This is a genomic window from Serratia sp. JUb9, from assembly GCF_014298095.1.
Lineage (GTDB): Bacteria > Pseudomonadota > Gammaproteobacteria > Enterobacterales > Enterobacteriaceae > Serratia_B > Serratia_B rhizosphaerae.
In genome coordinates this window covers 3,281,167-3,297,243 of sequence record NZ_CP060416.1, presented here as the reverse complement: position 1 = coordinate 3,297,243, position 16,077 = coordinate 3,281,167, and the positions used below count along the sequence as shown (strand labels likewise).

The window sequence follows — 16,077 nt, the reverse complement described above, 5'->3', positions numbered from 1 at the left end:
CGGCCTTTTGGCCGCCTTATTTGTCAAGTTAGGTCATGTTTGGCTGGGATCAGCAGACTTCCGCCTGTGCGATGCCGTCGAGATAACGCTCGGCATCCAGCGCCGCCATACAGCCGGTGCCGGCAGAGGTAATCGCCTGGCGATAGATATGGTCCATCACGTCGCCGGCGGCGAACACGCCCGGAATGCTGGTCTGGGTCGCATTGCCGTGAATACCGGACTGCACCTTGATATAACCGTTTTCCAGCGCCAGCTGATCGCCGAAGATGGCGGTGTTCGGGCTGTGGCCGATGGCGATAAACACGCCGGCAACGGCCAGCTCCTGCGTTTCGTTTTCCTGCTTGGTGCTGCGGATGCGTACGGCAGTAACACCCATTTCATCACCCAGCACTTCGTCGAGCTGATGATCGGTATGCAGCACGATGTTGCCGTTTTTCACTTTCTCCATCAGCCGGTCGATCAGAATTTTCTCTGAACGGAAGCTGTCGCGGCGGTGGATCAGATGCACTTCCGCGGCGATGTTGGACAGATACAGCGCTTCTTCAACGGCGGTGTTGCCGCCGCCGACCACGGCGACTTTCTGGTTGCGGTAGAAGAAGCCGTCACAGGTTGCGCAGGCGGAAACGCCTTTGCCCTTGAAGGCTTCTTCGCTTGGCAGACCCAGATAGCGTGCGGAGGCGCCGGTAGCAATAATCAGCGCGTCGCAGGTGTACTCGCCGCTGTCGCCGGTCAGGCGGAACGGACGCTGTTGCAAATCAACGCCGTTGATATGGTCGAAGACGATCTCGGTCTGGAATTTTTCCGCATGCTCGCGCATACGTTCCATCAGCGCCGGGCCGGTCAGGTCGTTGGCGTCGCCCGGCCAGTTCTCCACGTCGGTCGTGGTGGTCAACTGACCGCCTTGCTCTACGCCGGTAATCAACACCGGCTGCAGGTTTGCACGCGCGGCGTACACCGCTGCGGTGTAGCCCGCCGGGCCGGAGCCCAGAATCAATAACTTGCTATGTTTAGCCGTGCCCATGAATAACCTCTTTTCCCACGATGGCGGACAATGGCATCGATTGTAGGGAAAATAGTGAAGTAAAAAAAGCACCTGTAACGGTTGTTATCGATTTGTCTGATAGTTGCGGACTATTAATTCTAATATCGAGGTAAAAAACACCGGTGTCATTACTGCACTCTGGCCTACGAGGGCTAAAAACGGTGCTTTTCTCTGCGTCATGCCGCGATGGCGGCGCTTTTTAACCCAGCGGTTCATAACTAAAAAAGGGGTTAACGCTTTTCTCGACGGTACGTTCTTCTGATTTTGCTTCTTTTACTTTGACAATCCGCTGCGCATTTGCGAAAACATCAGAGGAAGAAGAAATTATCCCCGCAGCAACAGCCGATCGTTCGCCTTTTCATCATCAGGCGGGCGCCGGGCAGGGCAGGGGGGATTGCGCCTTAAACAGGCGCGCTTCTTTCTTAACGATGAAGATCGTTTTATCGCCGCGCGCAGAGTTTGACAGACAGGCTGTGACGCGGCAAAAGAGGATAGTGAAGAAGCATTGTGTGCGGCAGATTGCTTTGCGCAATCGACTGCATATAACAAAAATCGGGTCTTCGCTTGAAACAAGTCCCTACACAGTGACGTTGGCTAGGGTTTGGCAAGTGTAAGGAAGAAATAAGAGAGACAATAATAATGGCAGACAATAAGAAACGCCCGGGTAAAGATCTTGACCGTATCGACCGCAACATCCTCAATGAGTTACAGAAGGATGGGCGTATTTCGAACGTTGAGCTTTCTAAGCGCGTGGGGTTATCCCCAACGCCATGCTTGGAACGCGTACGTCGTCTTGAGCGTCAGGGGTTCATTCATGGCTATACTGCATTGCTGAACCCGCACTATCTGGATGCATCACTGCTGGTTTTCGTGGAAATCACGCTGAACCGCGGCGCGCCAGATGTGTTCGAGCAATTTAACTCGGCAGTACAGAAGCTTGAAGAGATTCAGGAGTGTCATCTGGTGTCCGGTGATTTCGACTATCTGTTGAAAACCCGCGTGCCGGATATGTCAGCTTACCGTAAGCTGCTTGGCGAAACCTTACTGCGTTTGCCGGGGGTCAACGACACCCGCACCTACGTGGTGATGGAAGAAGTGAAACAGAGTAACCGTCTGGTTATCAAAACACGGTAAGGTGCAGGTGCAAAACCTGATTAAATTCGTTACACTCCTGTTTATTCATACAGTTTTGGCGCCGGGGAAACAACTCGGCGCTGTTACTCTATCCGCTAACAGGAACCTGGAGAGCCTTTCTTGAGCCAGGAATACACAGAAGATAAAGAAGTTACCTTGAAGAAACTCAGCAGTGGCCGTCGGTTGCTGGAAGCTGCGTTGATCGTGGTGGCGATTTTTGCCGTTTACCTCATGGCTGCGCTGGTCAGCTTCAACCCGTCTGATCCCAGCTGGTCGCAGACGGCGTGGCATGAGCCGATTCATAATCTTGGCGGCGGCGTGGGCGCCTGGCTGGCCGATACGCTGTTCTTCACCTTCGGGGTGCTCGCTTACGCGATCCCGCCGATCGCGCTGATCTTGTGCTGGGTTGCCTACCGGCAGCGCGATACCCGCGACTATATTGACTATTTTGCGCTTTCACTGCGCCTGATCGGCACGCTGGCGCTGGTGCTCACCTCGTGCGGGCTGGCGGCGCTGAATGTCGACGATCTCTATTACTTTGCCTCCGGCGGCGTGATCGGCAGCCTGCTGAGCAACGCGATGCTGCCGTGGTTCAACGGCATCGGCGCGACGCTGGCGCTGCTGTGCGTGTGGGCCGCGGGCCTGACGTTATTTACCGGCTGGTCATGGCTGGTGATTGCCGAGAAGATCGGCGGGGCCGTATTGGGCATCGCCACCTTTATGACCAACCGTTCGCGCCGTGACGATCGCTATCGTGACGATGAAGACGACTTGTACGCCGAAACGCCGGAAAACGACGGCAAGGGCGCAGCGGCCGCCGCCAGCGCAGCAGCTGCCACGCATACGGCCGATGCCGATGACGTGCTGTTCAGCGCGCCTTCCGTAAAAGAGAGCGCTCAGCCGTCTGCCGATGCCGATGAAACGGCGGATCCGCTGCTCAGCGGCCTGCGGGCTAATGACGACGATGAGGTCGCGGACGTGGCTAACGCGGCGACCAACGCTGCTGCGCCGGCGTCTGAAGAGATTTCGCCGGCCGCACCGGCCGCTGCTACTTCCGCAGAGGCTTCGGCTCCCGTGGCTCCGGCGACGCCGGCAGCTGCGCCTGCGGTGACGACGGCGCCAGCCGCGCCGGCCTCCGTGAATCAGCATCCGATGAGTGCGCAGCCGGAAGATAACGCGCCGCCGCTGTACTCGTTTGAAATTCCTGAAGAGACGCCGGTGCCGAAAACCCCGCGTCCGGCAGAGATTCAGCAGGGCGATGATGAGCCGCGTCTGGGGGACTGGAACCGGGCAACGGCGCCTCAGCAGCCTGCCGCCTCGCCGTTTGATTTCTCGGCGGCGCCGGCAGAGAGCGGGCACAATAATGCAGTTCCGGACGTTACTGACGGGGCTGCATCATCCGCCGCCGCCGCCAAACCTGCAATGGATGCCGCTGCTGCTGCTGCTGCTGCGGCAGGCGCCGCTGCGGCCAATACGTTTATGCCGGCGTTCAGCGCCACCAGTGAAGGCAATACCCAGGTAAAACAGGGGATTGGCCCTGAGCTGCCGCGCCCTAATCCGGTGCGTATCCCGACGCGTCGCGAGCTGGCTTCTTACGGCATCAAACTGCCTTCGCAGCGGATGGCAGAACAGGAGCAGCGCAAGCAGACTGCAGAACCTGCGCCGAATAACGCCGCCGTGAACCCTCAGGATGACGAGGCGATGCAGGAAGAAGCGCTGCGTCAGGCGTTCGCCGCACAGCAGAACCAGCGTTACGGCGCGGATTATCAGCATGACCATGTCGATCCTGTCGCGAACGCCGCTGATGACGAGGATGCTCTGCAGGAAGAGGCATTGCGCAAGGCGTTCGCCGAGCAGCAGCAGGCGCGCTACGGCGCGACTCCGCAGCCGGAAGCGCCGGTTACCCCGCAGCCGGTAGAAACCAACAACGCCTTCAGCTTCTCGCCGGTCGATGATCTGGTGGATAACGGCCCTGATGAGCCGCTGTTTACCCTGTCGCCGCACGAAGAGCCCGCCGCACCGTCGCCGTATGACGGCAGCGTGGCGCAGCCGCCGCATGAGCAGCCCTACCAGACTCAGCAACAGGCTTATCAACAGCCTCAGGCGCCGGAATCTCAGGGGCAGCAGCAGCCTTATCACGGGCAGCAGCAAGCTCAGCAACCGTATCAGCAGCCGCAGCAGCAACCGGCTCAGCAGGCCGCGCCGCAGCAGTCGGCAATGGACAGCCTGATTCACCCGTTCCTGATGCGTAACGATCAGCCGCTGGAGAAACCGACCACGCCGCTGCCGACGCTGGAACTGCTGACCGAAGCGCCGAAAGATATTGAGCCGGTGGATACGTTCGCGCTGGAACAGAAGGCGCGTTTGGTGGAAGCCAGCCTGGCGGATTACCGCGTGAAGGCCGAGGTGGTGGATATTCTGCCGGGGCCGGTAATCACCCGTTTCGAACTGGATCTGGCGCCGGGCGTGAAGGCCGCGCGTATTTCCAATCTGTCGCGTGACCTGGCGCGTTCGCTGTCTACGCCGGCGGTGCGCGTGGTGGAAGTCATTCCGGGCAAGCCGTATGTCGGTCTGGAACTGCCGAATGCCAAGCGCCAGACGGTTTATCTGCGTGAAGTGCTGGACTGCCCGGCATTCCGCGATAACCCGTCGCCGCTGTCCATCGTACTGGGCAAGGATATTTCCGGCGAGCCGGTGGTGGCCGATCTGGGCAAAATGCCGCACCTGCTGGTGGCCGGTACCACCGGTTCCGGTAAGTCGGTCGGCGTTAACGCCATGATTCTGAGCATTTTGTATAAAGCCACGCCGAAAGACGTACGCTTTATCATGATCGATCCGAAAATGCTGGAGCTGTCGGTTTACGAAGGTATTCCGCACCTGTTGACCGACGTGGTGACCGACATGAAAGATGCGGCCAATGCGTTGCGCTGGTGCGTAGCGGAAATGGAGCGTCGCTATAAGCTGATGTCCGCGCTGGGCGTACGTAACATTGCCGGCTATAACGAGCGCGTCGATCAGGCGGAAGCTATGGGACGTCCGATTCCGGATCCGTTCTGGAAACCAACGGACAGCATGGATATTACGCCGCCGGTACTGGAGAAAGAACCGTATATCGTGGTGATGGTCGACGAGTTTGCCGACCTGATTATGACCGTCGGTAAAAAGGTCGAAGAACTGATCGCCCGACTGGCGCAGAAAGCGCGTGCGGCGGGGATTCACCTGGTTCTGGCGACCCAGCGTCCGTCGGTGGATGTGATCACCGGCCTGATCAAGGCCAACATCCCTACGCGTATCGCCTTTACCGTATCGAGCAAGATTGACTCCCGCACCATTCTCGATCAGGGCGGCGCAGAGTCGCTGCTGGGGATGGGCGATATGCTGTACCTGGCGCCGAACTCGTCGATTCCGGTGCGCGTGCACGGCGCCTTTGTGCGCGATCAGGAAGTGCATGCGGTGGTCAAGGATTGGAAAGCGCGTGAGCGGCCGCAATATAAGGAAGGTATTATCAGCGGCGGCGACGATGGCGAAGGCGGCGGCGGTCTTGACGGTGACGAAGAGCTGGATCCGCTGTTCGATCAGGCGGTCGAGTTCGTGGTGGATAAGCGCCGAGCCTCAATTTCCGGCGTACAGCGTCAGTTCCGCATCGGCTACAACCGCGCGGCGCGCATCATCGAGCAGATGGAAGCGCAGGGGATCGTCAGCGAGCAGGGGCATAATGGTAACCGTGAGGTGCTGGCTCCGCCGCGGCACGAATGATTGCCGAGGATACATTGAGAAATTCAAGGGCCGCTTTGCGGCCCTTGTGCAAAGAAGGGTAAACCCGTCTTTTCTCGGAATATTGCGCGTTCAGCCCGCCGCCGGCTTCCGGTAAAGTGGAGGCGTGAAAAGTTTTCCTGATGACGCCGTTTGGCGGTCAACGCATTTGAAAAGGTATCTGGAATAATGAAAAAACTGTTAGTTGCATGTTGTCTGCTTTCGGGGTTCGCTTCCACTTCTGTGCTGGCCGATGCGGCGCACGATCTGCAGAGCCGTCTGGCGAAAGTGAATAGCTTCCATGCCAGCTTCAGCCAGACCGTCACCGGCGGCGACGGTTCCGCCGTGCAGCAGGGGGAAGGCGAACTGTGGGTCAAGCGCCCTAATCTGTTTAACTGGCATATGACCTCACCTGATGAGAGTGTGCTGGTGTCCGATGGCGAAACGCTGTGGTTCTATAATCCGTTTGTTGAGCAGGTAACGGCAACCTGGCTGAAGAGCGCCACCGGCAATACGCCGTTTATGTTGATCACTCGCAACAATCCAAGCGACTGGAAGCAGTACAACATTAAGCAGAAAGGTGATGATTTCGAACTGACGCCGAAAAGCAGCAGCGGCAATCTGAAGCAGTTTGCGATCTCCGTGACCAACAGCGGCACCATCAACAGCTTCGCCGCCGTGGAGCAGGATGGCCAGCGCAGCGCCTATACGCTGAAAAGCCAGCAAAATACCGCGGTTGACGCCGGCAAGTTTAAATTTACCCCGCCGAAGGGGGTGACGCTGGACGACCAGCGGCAGTGAGGTATGCGTGAGTAATAATTTGTCGCTCGATTTTTCCCAAAATGAATTCCAGCCTCTGGCCGCACGCATGCGGCCAACCACGCTGGCGCAGTATATCGGCCAGCAGCATCTGCTGGCGCCGGGTAAGCCGCTGCCACGCGCCATCGAAGCGGGGCAGCTGCACTCGATGATTTTGTGGGGGCCGCCGGGAACGGGAAAAACGACGCTGGCAGAGTTGATCGGCCGCTACGGGCAGGCCGATGTCGAGCGTATTTCCGCCGTGACGTCCGGCATTAAAGAGATCCGCGAGGCAATTGAGCGCGCGCGGCAAAACCGTGATGCCGGCCGTCGCACCATTTTGTTTGTCGATGAGGTGCACCGCTTCAACAAGAGTCAGCAGGATGCGTTTCTGCCGCATATTGAAGACGGTACCATCACCTTTATCGGCGCAACCACCGAAAACCCTTCGTTTGAACTGAACTCGGCGCTGCTGTCGCGTGCGCGCGTGTATCTGCTCAAGGCGCTGACCGTTGACGATATCGGCCAGGTGCTGGATCAGGCAATGAACGATAAAGAGCGTGGCTTTGGTGGCCAGAATATCGAGCTGCCGGACGATACGCGACATATGCTGTCTGAATTGGTCAGCGGGGATGCCCGGCGGGCGCTGAACAGCCTGGAAATGATGGCTGATATGGCGGAACTCAATGCCAAGGGCGTGCGGGTACTCACCCCTGAGCTGCTGAAAGAGGTTTCCGGTGAACGCAGCGCGCGCTTTGATAATAAGGGCGACCGTTTTTATGACCTGATCTCCGCACTGCATAAGTCGGTGCGCGGTTCGGCGCCGGATGCGGCGCTTTACTGGTATGCTCGTATTATTACCGCCGGCGGCGATCCGCTGTATGTGGCGCGCCGTTTGCTGGCGATCGCCTCGGAAGACGTCGGCAATGCCGATCCGCGCGGCATGCAGGTGGCGATTGCCGCCTGGGACTGTTTTACCCGCGTCGGGCCGGCGGAAGGCGAGCGCGCCATCGCCCAGGCGATTGTCTACCTGGCCTGCGCGCCGAAAAGCAATGCGGTGTACACCGCCTTTAAAGCCGCGATGCGCGATGCGAAAGAGATGGCAGATTATGATGTGCCGGAACATTTACGCAACGCACCGACCAAACTGATGAAAGAGATGGGGTTGGGCGCGGAGTACCGTTACGCACACGATGAGCCCAACGCCTACGCCGCCGGCGAGGACTACTTCCCGCCGCAAATGGCCAATACGCGCTACTACCAGCCGACCCGTCGCGGGCTGGAAGGTAAAATTGGTGAAAAGTTGGCGTGGCTTGCGGAGCAGGATCAAAATAGCCCGACAAAACGCTACCGCTAGCGTTGCCGTTGCGGTAAGGTTAGCGGGTATCACTTTCCTTTTATACGGCACTCAATCCGCCGTATAAGACAACAAATTTTCTTTCAATAACAACAAGCACAGGATTAGCATGCTCGATCCCAATCTGCTGCGTAATGAGCTAGACGCAGTCGCCGAAAAACTGGCTCGCCGTGGTTTTAAACTCGATCTGGATTTGCTGCGTTCTCAGGAAGAGCGCCGCAAGGTTTTGCAGGTAGAAACAGAAGCGCTGCAGGCAGAACGTAACTCCCGATCGAAATCCATCGGCGCAGCGAAAGCGCGTGGGGAAGATATCGAGCCGCTGCGTCGCGAAGTAAGCGAGTTGGGTGACAAGCTGGACGCCGCCAAGGCGGAGCTGGACAAGCTGCAGAACGACATTCGCGATTACGCGCTGACGCTGCCGAACCTGCCGGACGACTCTGTGCCTAATGGCAAAGACGACAGTGAAAACCAGGAAATCAGCCGCTGGGGTGAACCACGCGCTTATGATTTCCCGGTGCGCGACCACGTTGACCTGGGTGAAATGGCCGGCGGGCTGGACTTTGCCTCCGCGGTAAAACTGACCGGCTCCCGCTTTGTGGTGATGAAAGGGCAGATTGCCCGCATGCACCGCGCCCTGGCGCAGTTTATGCTGGATCTGCATACCGAGCAGCACGGTTACCTGGAGACCTACGTCCCTTACCTGGTTAACCACGCAACGCTGTACGGTACCGGCCAGCTGCCAAAATTCGGTGACGATCTGTTCCACACCAAACCGCTGGAAGAAGAGTCCGACAGCAGCAACTATGCGCTGATCCCAACGGCGGAAGTGCCGCTGACCAACCTGGTTCGCGATGAGATTCTGGAAGAGGAAGCGCTGCCGCTGAAAATGACCGCACATACGCCGTGTTTCCGCGCCGAAGCGGGTTCTTACGGCCGTGATACGCGTGGCCTGATCCGTATGCACCAGTTCGACAAGGTTGAGATGGTGCAGGTCGTACGTCCGGAAGACTCCATGAATGCGCTGGAAGAACTGACCGGCCATGCGGAGAAAGTGCTGCAGCTGCTGAACCTGCCATACCGTAAAGTGCTGCTGTGCACCGGTGATATGGGCTTCGGCGCCTGTAAGACCTACGATCTGGAAGTGTGGCTGCCGGCACAGGACACCTACCGCGAAATCTCCTCATGTTCCAACATGTGGGATTTCCAGGCACGGCGTATGCAGGCGCGTAGCCGCAGCAAGACCGAGAAAAAACCACGTCTGGTGCACACGCTGAACGGTTCAGGCCTGGCGGTTGGCCGTACGCTGGTTGCCGTACTGGAAAACTATCAGCAGGCAGACGGCCGTATTCAGGTGCCGGAAGTGCTGCGTCCGTATATGGGCGGTCTGGAATTTATCGGCTGATAGCGGAATTGAAAGCGCTGAGGGTAATGTTCGGCGCTGAAGTTTTGCTTGACCGGTCTATTTAACAAGGGTTCATGTCTTCGGGCATGAACCCTTGTCAGCGAATAAACGGACCATAATGCGTTCGTCTCCACCATGTACGGTATTTCTGCCGCTTTTGCCTCTGTTGACGTTACCATCGTGATGCGTATCGTGCCTGGTGCCGTCTGCGTTCTCTGCCCTGAGCCACCGGCGTCGTTTGAACATGTATCTGATCTGGATTGAGAGGTCTGAAAATGAATAACAATGTTGCAGCCAAGAATATTGATAAACTGGGTTGGGTTTATATCCAGAATAAAAAAATTCTGATGGCGCGTTCATATAACAAAGCTGCTTTTTATATTCCCGGCGGTAAGCGGGAAGCCGGAGAAAGTGACCAGGCGGCGCTGGTCAGAGAAATTAATGAAGAGCTCTCCGTCGATTTAATTAATGACAGTATCGTTTTGCTCGGGGAGTTCAAAGGGCAGGCCGACGGTAAGGCGGAAGGCATAGTGGTGAATATACGCTGTTTTACCGCTGACTTTAACGGCGAGCTTAAGGCTAACGCCGAGATTGAAGAGATCGCCTGGCTCACGTATGCGGATCGGCATCGTTGCTCTGTCGTCTCGGTACAGGTATTGAATGCGTTAAAAGACATGCAGTTGATTGACTGACTTTATTTCTTCTGCATTGATCTAATCTATGGCGCATGCGATAGCGATAAGCACGCCACGTGGCGGCGTAAGCCGTCACTGTGTCGCTCGGCATCAGGGAGTGGCGAAACGTATTTACATCTAAGAGTAACCCGCTTGGTTAACCGTGTTTCACCACTTCTTGCCGCTGATTTCAGGCAACAGGCCGTAGCTGAAAACAAATCGTGCGGTCGAACGCTAACTGCTGATTGACTTTTTTATCGCCAGTGGCATGATGCGCGCACTCTCATTAGCTTGCTCGGTCTCAAGTTCACTATGTACGCATACTCCCGCCCAGTGCTCCTCTTGCTCTGCGGCTTGTTGTTGCTCACGGTTTCTATTGCCGTACTGAATACGTTAGTCCCTCTTTGGTTAACCCATGCTCAATTGTCAACCTGGCAAGTGGGGATGATCGGTTCTTCTTATTTTACCGGCAACCTGGTCGGTACCATGCTGGCCGGTAAGCTGATTAAGCGCATTGGCTTTACCCGCAGCTACCATCTTTCCTGTCTGCTGTTTGCCGTCGCGACGGCGGGCATGACGCTGTCGCTCGACTTCTGGAGCTGGCTGGGATGGCGCTTCTTTGCCGGCATCGGCTGCGCCTGGATTTGGGTGATCGTTGAGAGTGCGCTGCTGCGCAGCGGCACTCAGACCAACCGTGGTCAGCTGCTGGCGGCCTATATGACGGTGTATTATCTCGGTACGGTGGTGGGCCAGTTGCTGCTTGGCATGGTCTCTTCCGAGCTGTGGAACGTGTTGCCATGGGTGACGGCGATCGTGATTAGTGCCATGCTGCCGATGCTGTTTGCCCGGGTAAATAGCGCCGATGACGAACCGCAGCAGGCGGCGGTATTGCCGATGCTGAAACGCCGCAGCGCGCGCCTGGGAATTAACGGCTGCGTGATTTCCGGTATTGTACTTGGCTCGCTGTATGGCCTGATGCCACTTTACCTGTCTCATCAGGGCTTCAGCGATGCGGATGTTGGCTACTGGATGGCGCTGCTGGTTAGTTCCGGCATTATCGGCCAGTGGCCGGTCGGTAAAATGGCCGATCGCTATGGACGCCTGCTGGTGTTACGCGTTCAGGTATTTGTGGTGATTATCGCCAGTATGGCGATGCTCGGAGGCTACGCGATGGCGCCTTCGCTGTTTATTCTGGGCTGCGCCGGCTTTACGCTGTATCCGGTAGCGATGTCCTGGGCATGCGAAAAAGTGCAGTCTCATGAACTGGTGGCGATGAATCAGGCACTGTTAATGAGCTATACCATCGGCAGCCTGCTTGGCCCGTCGATGACGGCGATGCTGATGCAGAATTACTCCGATCAGCTGCTGTTTGTGATGATCGCCGCGGTGGCGCTGGTCTATCTGGTGATGCTGTTGAAGAAACAGAAACCGGACCATCACCACACGCCGTTTGCTGCGGCCTGATAGCGAAAACCCGGCCAGATGCGCCGGGTTTTTTATGCTGTACTGCGTAATTAATAGATCACTTTGTGGCCGTAGCCTTCCAGAATGCCTTTGACCCGATCCATGGTCTCGGCCTTAGGCGGATGCACGCCGTCCAGCTTGTACTCTTCGCCCATGGCGATCCATTTATGCTTGCCTAGTTCGTGATAGGGCAGCAGCTCGATCTTTTCGATATTCGTCATATCCTTGGTGAATTCGCCCAGCAGGTGGGCGGACTTATCGTCATCTGACCAGCCCGGCACTACCACATAGCGGATCCAGGTGCGCTGGTTGCGCTTCGCCAGATAGCGGGCGAATTCCAGCGTGCGGTGGTTGGAAACACCCACCAGGTTCTGGTGAATATCGTCATTCATCTGTTTCAGATCGAGCATCACCAGATCGGTTACGTCCAGCAGCTCGTCGATTACCGGATCGTAACGGCGCACGAAGCCGTTGGTATCCAGACAGGTGTTGATGCCTTCCTGATGACAGGCGCGGAACCAGTCGCGGACGAATTCAGCCTGCAGAATCGCCTCGCCGCCGGAGGCCGTTACACCGCCGCCGGAAGCATTCATAAAGTGGCGGTAGGCGACGGCATCTCTCATCAGCTCTTCCACGGTCACTTCTTTGCCGCCGTGGGTATCCCAGGTATCGCGGTTATGGCAGTACAGGCAGCGCATCAGGCAGCCCTGGAAAAAGACGATAAAGCGAATGCCTGGGCCGTCAACGGTGCCGCAGGATTCGAAAGAGTGGATACGGCCAGTTACTGACATTGCGGGTTTCTCCAATATTGACTGTCAGGCGCAGTCTAAAAATAGGCTTACGGTCGTCGGTCAGGTATCAGCGATGCAGCAGCGGGAAATCCGACTGCCGGAGGGGAGAGATGCCTGTTGACCGGCCGTTTGCCGGATCACTGTTTTGCCGGATGTCCACTGAGTATAGATACCTGGCAAAACAGACTCGCGGGAGTCAGGAGTATTGCATGTTAAAAGGGCCGGTTATCCCGGCCCCGGTTGCCTGTGCCGGCCGGGCCTTGCAGCCCGGCATTGGCAAGGAATTACATGGTTTGCGTGAAGGTACGGGTGATAACGTCCTGCTGCTGCTCTTTGGTCAGCGAGTTGAAACGCACCGCATAACCGGATACGCGGATGGTCAGCTGAGGATATTTCTCAGGATTATCCATCGCGTCCAGCAGCATTTCGCGGTTCATCACGTTCACGTTCAGGTGCTGACCGCCCTCGATAGCGGCTTCATGGTGGAAATAGCCGTCCATCAGGCCCGCCAGGTTGGTTTTACGCACGTCGTCATCTTTACCCAGTGCGTTCGGCACGATGGAGAAGGTATAGGAAATACCGTCTTTCGCATAGGCGAACGGCAGTTTCGCCACCGAGGTCAGAGAGGCAACGGCGCCTTTCTGATCGCGGCCGTGCATTGGGTTGGCGCCCGGACCGAATGGTGCACCGGCGCGACGACCGTCTGGCGTATTACCGGTTTTCTTGCCGTACACCACGTTGGAGGTGATGGTCAGCACGGACTGGGTTGGCACCGCATTGCGGTAGGTGCGCAGTTTCTGAATTTTCTTCATGAAACGTTCCACCAGATCGCAGGCAATGTCATCAACGCGCGGATCGTTGTTGCCGAACTGCGGATATTCCCCTTCAATCTTGAAGTCTACCGCCAGGCCGTCTTCGTCGCGGATGGTGGAGACTTTCGCGTACTTGATGGCGGACAGGGAGTCGGCAGCGACGGACAGACCGGCGATGCCGCAGGCCATGGTGCGATACACATCACGGTCGTGCAGGGCCATCAGCGCCGCTTCATAGCTGTACTTGTCATGCATGTAGTGAATGATGTTCAGCGCAGTGACATACTGTTTCGCCAGCCAGTCCATAAAGTGATCCATGCGATCCATGACTTTGTCATAGTCCAGCACTTCGTCCATCATCGGCGCTTCTTTCGGGCCGACCTGCATTTTCAGTTTTTCGTCAACGCCGCCGTTGATGGCGTACAGCATGGTTTTCGCCAGGTTGGCGCGTGCGCCGAAGAACTGCATTTGCTTACCGACCACCATCGGGCTGACGCAGCAGGCAATGGCATAGTCATCGCTGTTGAAGTCAGGACGCATCAGATCGTCGTTTTCATACTGTACGGAAGAGGTGTCGATAGACACTTTCGCCGCGAATTTCTTGAAGTTGAGCGGCAGTTTTTCCGACCACAGAATGGTCATGTTCGGTTCCGGAGACGGCCCCATGGTGTACAGGGTGTTCAGGAAACGGAAGCTGTTTTTGGTCACCAGCGTACGGCCATCGACGCCCATACCGGCCAGAGATTCGGTAGCCCAGATTGGGTCGCCGGAGAACAGCTCATCATACTCAGGGGTACGCAGGAAACGCACCATGCGCAGCTTCATCACCAGGTGGTCGATCAGCTCCTGCGCCTGCTCTTCAGTCAGTTGGCCGGCCTTGATGTCGCGTTCAATGTACACATCCAGGAAGGTGGATACGCGGCCGAAGGACATGGCGGCGCCGTTTTGCGATTTCACCGCGGCCAGATAGCCGAAGTAGGTCCACTGCACCGCTTCCTGGGCGTTTTTCGCCGGTGCGGAGATGTCGTAACCGTATTTGGCGGCCATCTCTTTAATCTGGCCCAGCGCGCGGTGCTGCTCAGAGATCTCTTCGCGCAGCTGGATGGTCATTTCCAGGTCTTCGCCGTTTTCCAGTTTATCCTGCAGGGAGTTGAACTGGTTTAATTTGTCCGCCATCAGGAAGTCGATGCCGTACAGCGCCACGCGGCGGTAGTCGCCGATAATGCGACCGCGGCCGTAGGCGTCCGGCAGACCGGTCAGCACGCCGGATTTACGGCACTTCAGGATATCTTTGGTGTAGACGTCGAACACGCCCTGGTTGTGGGTTTTACGGTATTCGGTAAAGACCTTTTTCAGCTGTGGATCCAGCTCGCGGCCGTAAACCTTACAGGAGCCTTCAACCATTTTGATGCCGCCGAACGGGATCAGCGCGCGTTTCAGTGGTGCTTCGGTCTGCAGGCCGACGATGGTTTCCAACTCTTTGCTGATGTAGCCGGCGTCATGAGAGGTAATCGTGGAGGCGACGTCGGTGTCGAAATCAACCGGCGCGTGGGTGCGGTTTTCCAGTTTGATCCCTTCCATGACCTTGTCCCACAGCGTGGTGGTCGCCTGCGTAGCGCCGGCCAGGAAGGACTCATCGCCTTCATACGGCGTGTAGTTTTTCTGGATGAAGTCACGGACGTTGACTTCGTTCTGCCAGTCACCGTTGCTGAAACCTTCCCAGGCTTGGGCTAATTTCTCGTTAAGTTCGGTCATGTTACACCTACCTTCTAATTGTGGAGTTCGGATCCGACGTGGCGATGCGGTTTAAGGCTGCTTGTCGCCACGCAGATAAATTACCCAGTAAGTCAAACCAACCAGCAGACCGCCGCCGATGATGTTGCCGAGGGTGACGGGAATCAGGTTGTCGAAGATAAAGTTGCTTACGGTCAGATGAGCAAAATGCTCGGGTGCAGTCCCTACGGCTTGCCAGAATTCCGGCGTGGCGAAGTGTTTAACCACAATACCCATAGGGATCATAAACATATTGGCGATGCTGTGTTCAAAACCGCTGGCGACGAACATGGCGACCGGCAGAACCATGGCGAACATTTTGTCCATCAGGCTACGGCCGGAGTAGCTCATCCATACCGCCAGGCAGACCATCAGGTTAGCCAGAATGCCGAGGCAGACGGCCTCGATAAATGTGTGGTGCAGCTTGTGGTCGGCGGTTTGCAACACGTTCAGCCCCCACAGGCCGTTGGCCGTCATATATTCGCCGGAGAACCAGATCAGGGCGACGAAGAACAGTGCGCCGATCAGGTTACCAATATAGACGTTAAGCCAATTGGCCGCCAATTGACGCCAGGTGATGCGGCCGCTGGCCTTGGCGATAACGATAAGCACGGTGGACGTGAACAGATCCGCGCCGCAGACGACAACCAGCATCAACCCCAGTGAGAAACAGATGCCGCCGACCAATTTAGCCAGGCCGAACGGGACTTCGGCGGTGCCTGTGGTGGCGGTGATGTAGAACACGAATGCGATAGAGATGAAAACGCCGGCGGTGATCGCTAAATAAAACGTTTTTAGCGGATGTTTGGTCGCTTTATAGATGCCGGCGTCTTCGGCGACTTTCGCCATCGCGGCAGGTAACAGCAAATCAAAAGGGTTGTCAGCTTTCACGCCAGTTCTCGCTCAAAAGGGTTATAACAACGCAATGAGATACTAGCAAAGCGGTATGGGGTAAAAGTTGATTTGGATCATGAGGCGCCGAAGTAAAACGGCGTAAAGGCGTATTATTTACGTGGTTTTTGTGGTTAATTTATTGAATTTTTTATAAAAAATATTTTTTAAGTTTTGCAGTTATTT

Annotated in this window: 11 protein-coding genes; 7 read left to right on the top strand and 4 right to left on the bottom strand. The window is 56.7% G+C overall.

The window, feature by feature from the left end:
* Positions 1-49: 49 nt before the first annotated feature.
* Entirely contained in the window at positions 50-1,021 is a 972-nt protein-coding gene (gene trxB / locus HF675_RS15550; protein WP_105230509.1) for a thioredoxin-disulfide reductase, read from the bottom strand.
* A 660-nt stretch (positions 1,022-1,681) separates the two neighbouring features.
* On the opposite strand from trxB, the gene lrp reads away from it, so the two are divergent.
* The 7 genes from lrp to HF675_RS15515 all read left to right on the top strand — a co-directional run bounded on the left by lrp (position 1,682) and on the right by HF675_RS15515 (position 11,624).
* Positions 1,682-2,176 (top strand): leucine-responsive transcriptional regulator Lrp, encoded by a 495-nt coding sequence (gene lrp / locus HF675_RS15545; RefSeq protein ID WP_004928318.1) that lies wholly within the window; start codon positions 1,682-1,684, stop codon positions 2,174-2,176.
* 120 nt (positions 2,177-2,296) lie between these two features.
* The gene (locus HF675_RS15540) at positions 2,297-5,932 is read left to right on the top strand and encodes a DNA translocase FtsK 4TM domain-containing protein (protein ID WP_187043358.1); all 3,636 of its coding nucleotides are present in this window, start codon (positions 2,297-2,299) and stop codon (positions 5,930-5,932) included.
* A gap of 186 nt (positions 5,933-6,118) precedes the next feature.
* Positions 6,119-6,730, top strand: coding sequence for an outer membrane lipoprotein chaperone LolA (gene lolA, locus HF675_RS15535; protein WP_015671745.1), 612 nt, complete (start codon positions 6,119-6,121; stop codon positions 6,728-6,730).
* A 67-nt stretch (positions 6,731-6,797) separates the two neighbouring features.
* Positions 6,798-8,084: a replication-associated recombination protein A gene (locus HF675_RS15530; RefSeq protein WP_187044751.1), complete on the top strand. Its 1,287-nt coding sequence runs from the start codon at positions 6,798-6,800 to the stop codon at positions 8,082-8,084.
* 109 nt (positions 8,085-8,193) lie between these two features.
* Positions 8,194-9,486 (top strand): serine--tRNA ligase, encoded by a 1,293-nt coding sequence (serS, locus tag HF675_RS15525; protein WP_105230512.1) that lies wholly within the window; start codon positions 8,194-8,196, stop codon positions 9,484-9,486.
* A gap of 275 nt (positions 9,487-9,761) precedes the next feature.
* A complete protein-coding gene (locus tag HF675_RS15520; RefSeq protein ID WP_105230513.1) occupies positions 9,762-10,178 on the top strand; it encodes an NUDIX domain-containing protein in 417 nt (138 codons plus the stop codon).
* 294 nt (positions 10,179-10,472) lie between these two features.
* Positions 10,473-11,624, top strand: a complete 1,152-nt coding sequence (locus tag HF675_RS15515; RefSeq protein ID WP_105230514.1) for an MFS transporter — start codon at positions 10,473-10,475, stop codon at positions 11,622-11,624.
* Positions 11,625-11,674: 50 nt separating this feature from the next.
* Here the strand turns inward: HF675_RS15515 and pflA are convergent, their stop codons facing one another.
* The 3 genes from pflA to focA all read right to left on the bottom strand — a co-directional run bounded on the left by pflA (position 11,675) and on the right by focA (position 15,891).
* Complete coding sequence (gene pflA / locus HF675_RS15510) at positions 11,675-12,415, bottom strand: pyruvate formate lyase 1-activating protein (protein WP_105230515.1); 741 nt, start codon at positions 12,413-12,415, stop codon at positions 11,675-11,677.
* A gap of 284 nt (positions 12,416-12,699) precedes the next feature.
* Positions 12,700-14,982 (bottom strand): formate C-acetyltransferase, encoded by a 2,283-nt coding sequence (pflB, locus tag HF675_RS15505; protein ID WP_105230516.1) that lies wholly within the window; start codon positions 14,980-14,982, stop codon positions 12,700-12,702.
* Between the two features lie 51 nt (positions 14,983-15,033).
* Positions 15,034-15,891: a formate transporter FocA gene (gene focA / locus HF675_RS15500; protein ID WP_105230517.1), complete on the bottom strand. Its 858-nt coding sequence runs from the start codon at positions 15,889-15,891 to the stop codon at positions 15,034-15,036.
* Positions 15,892-16,077 lie beyond the last annotated feature (186 nt).

Excerpts from the sequence above, each read along its gene's own strand:
- trxB (WP_105230509.1), bottom strand. The coding sequence starts at position 1,021 with ATGGGCACGGCTAAACATAGCAAGTTATTGATTCTGGGCTCCGGCCCG.
- lrp (WP_004928318.1), top strand. The coding sequence starts at position 1,682 with ATGGCAGACAATAAGAAACGCCCGGGTAAAGATCTTGACCGTATCGAC.
- lolA (WP_015671745.1), top strand. The coding sequence starts at position 6,119 with ATGAAAAAACTGTTAGTTGCATGTTGTCTGCTTTCGGGGTTCGCTTCC.
- HF675_RS15530 (WP_187044751.1), top strand. The coding sequence starts at position 6,798 with ATGCGGCCAACCACGCTGGCGCAGTATATCGGCCAGCAGCATCTGCTG.
- serS (WP_105230512.1), top strand. The coding sequence starts at position 8,194 with ATGCTCGATCCCAATCTGCTGCGTAATGAGCTAGACGCAGTCGCCGAA.
- HF675_RS15520 (WP_105230513.1), top strand. The coding sequence starts at position 9,762 with ATGAATAACAATGTTGCAGCCAAGAATATTGATAAACTGGGTTGGGTT.
- HF675_RS15515 (WP_105230514.1), top strand. The coding sequence starts at position 10,473 with ATGTACGCATACTCCCGCCCAGTGCTCCTCTTGCTCTGCGGCTTGTTG.
- pflA (WP_105230515.1), bottom strand. The coding sequence starts at position 12,415 with ATGTCAGTAACTGGCCGTATCCACTCTTTCGAATCCTGCGGCACCGTT.
- pflB (WP_105230516.1), bottom strand. The coding sequence starts at position 14,982 with ATGACCGAACTTAACGAGAAATTAGCCCAAGCCTGGGAAGGTTTCAGC.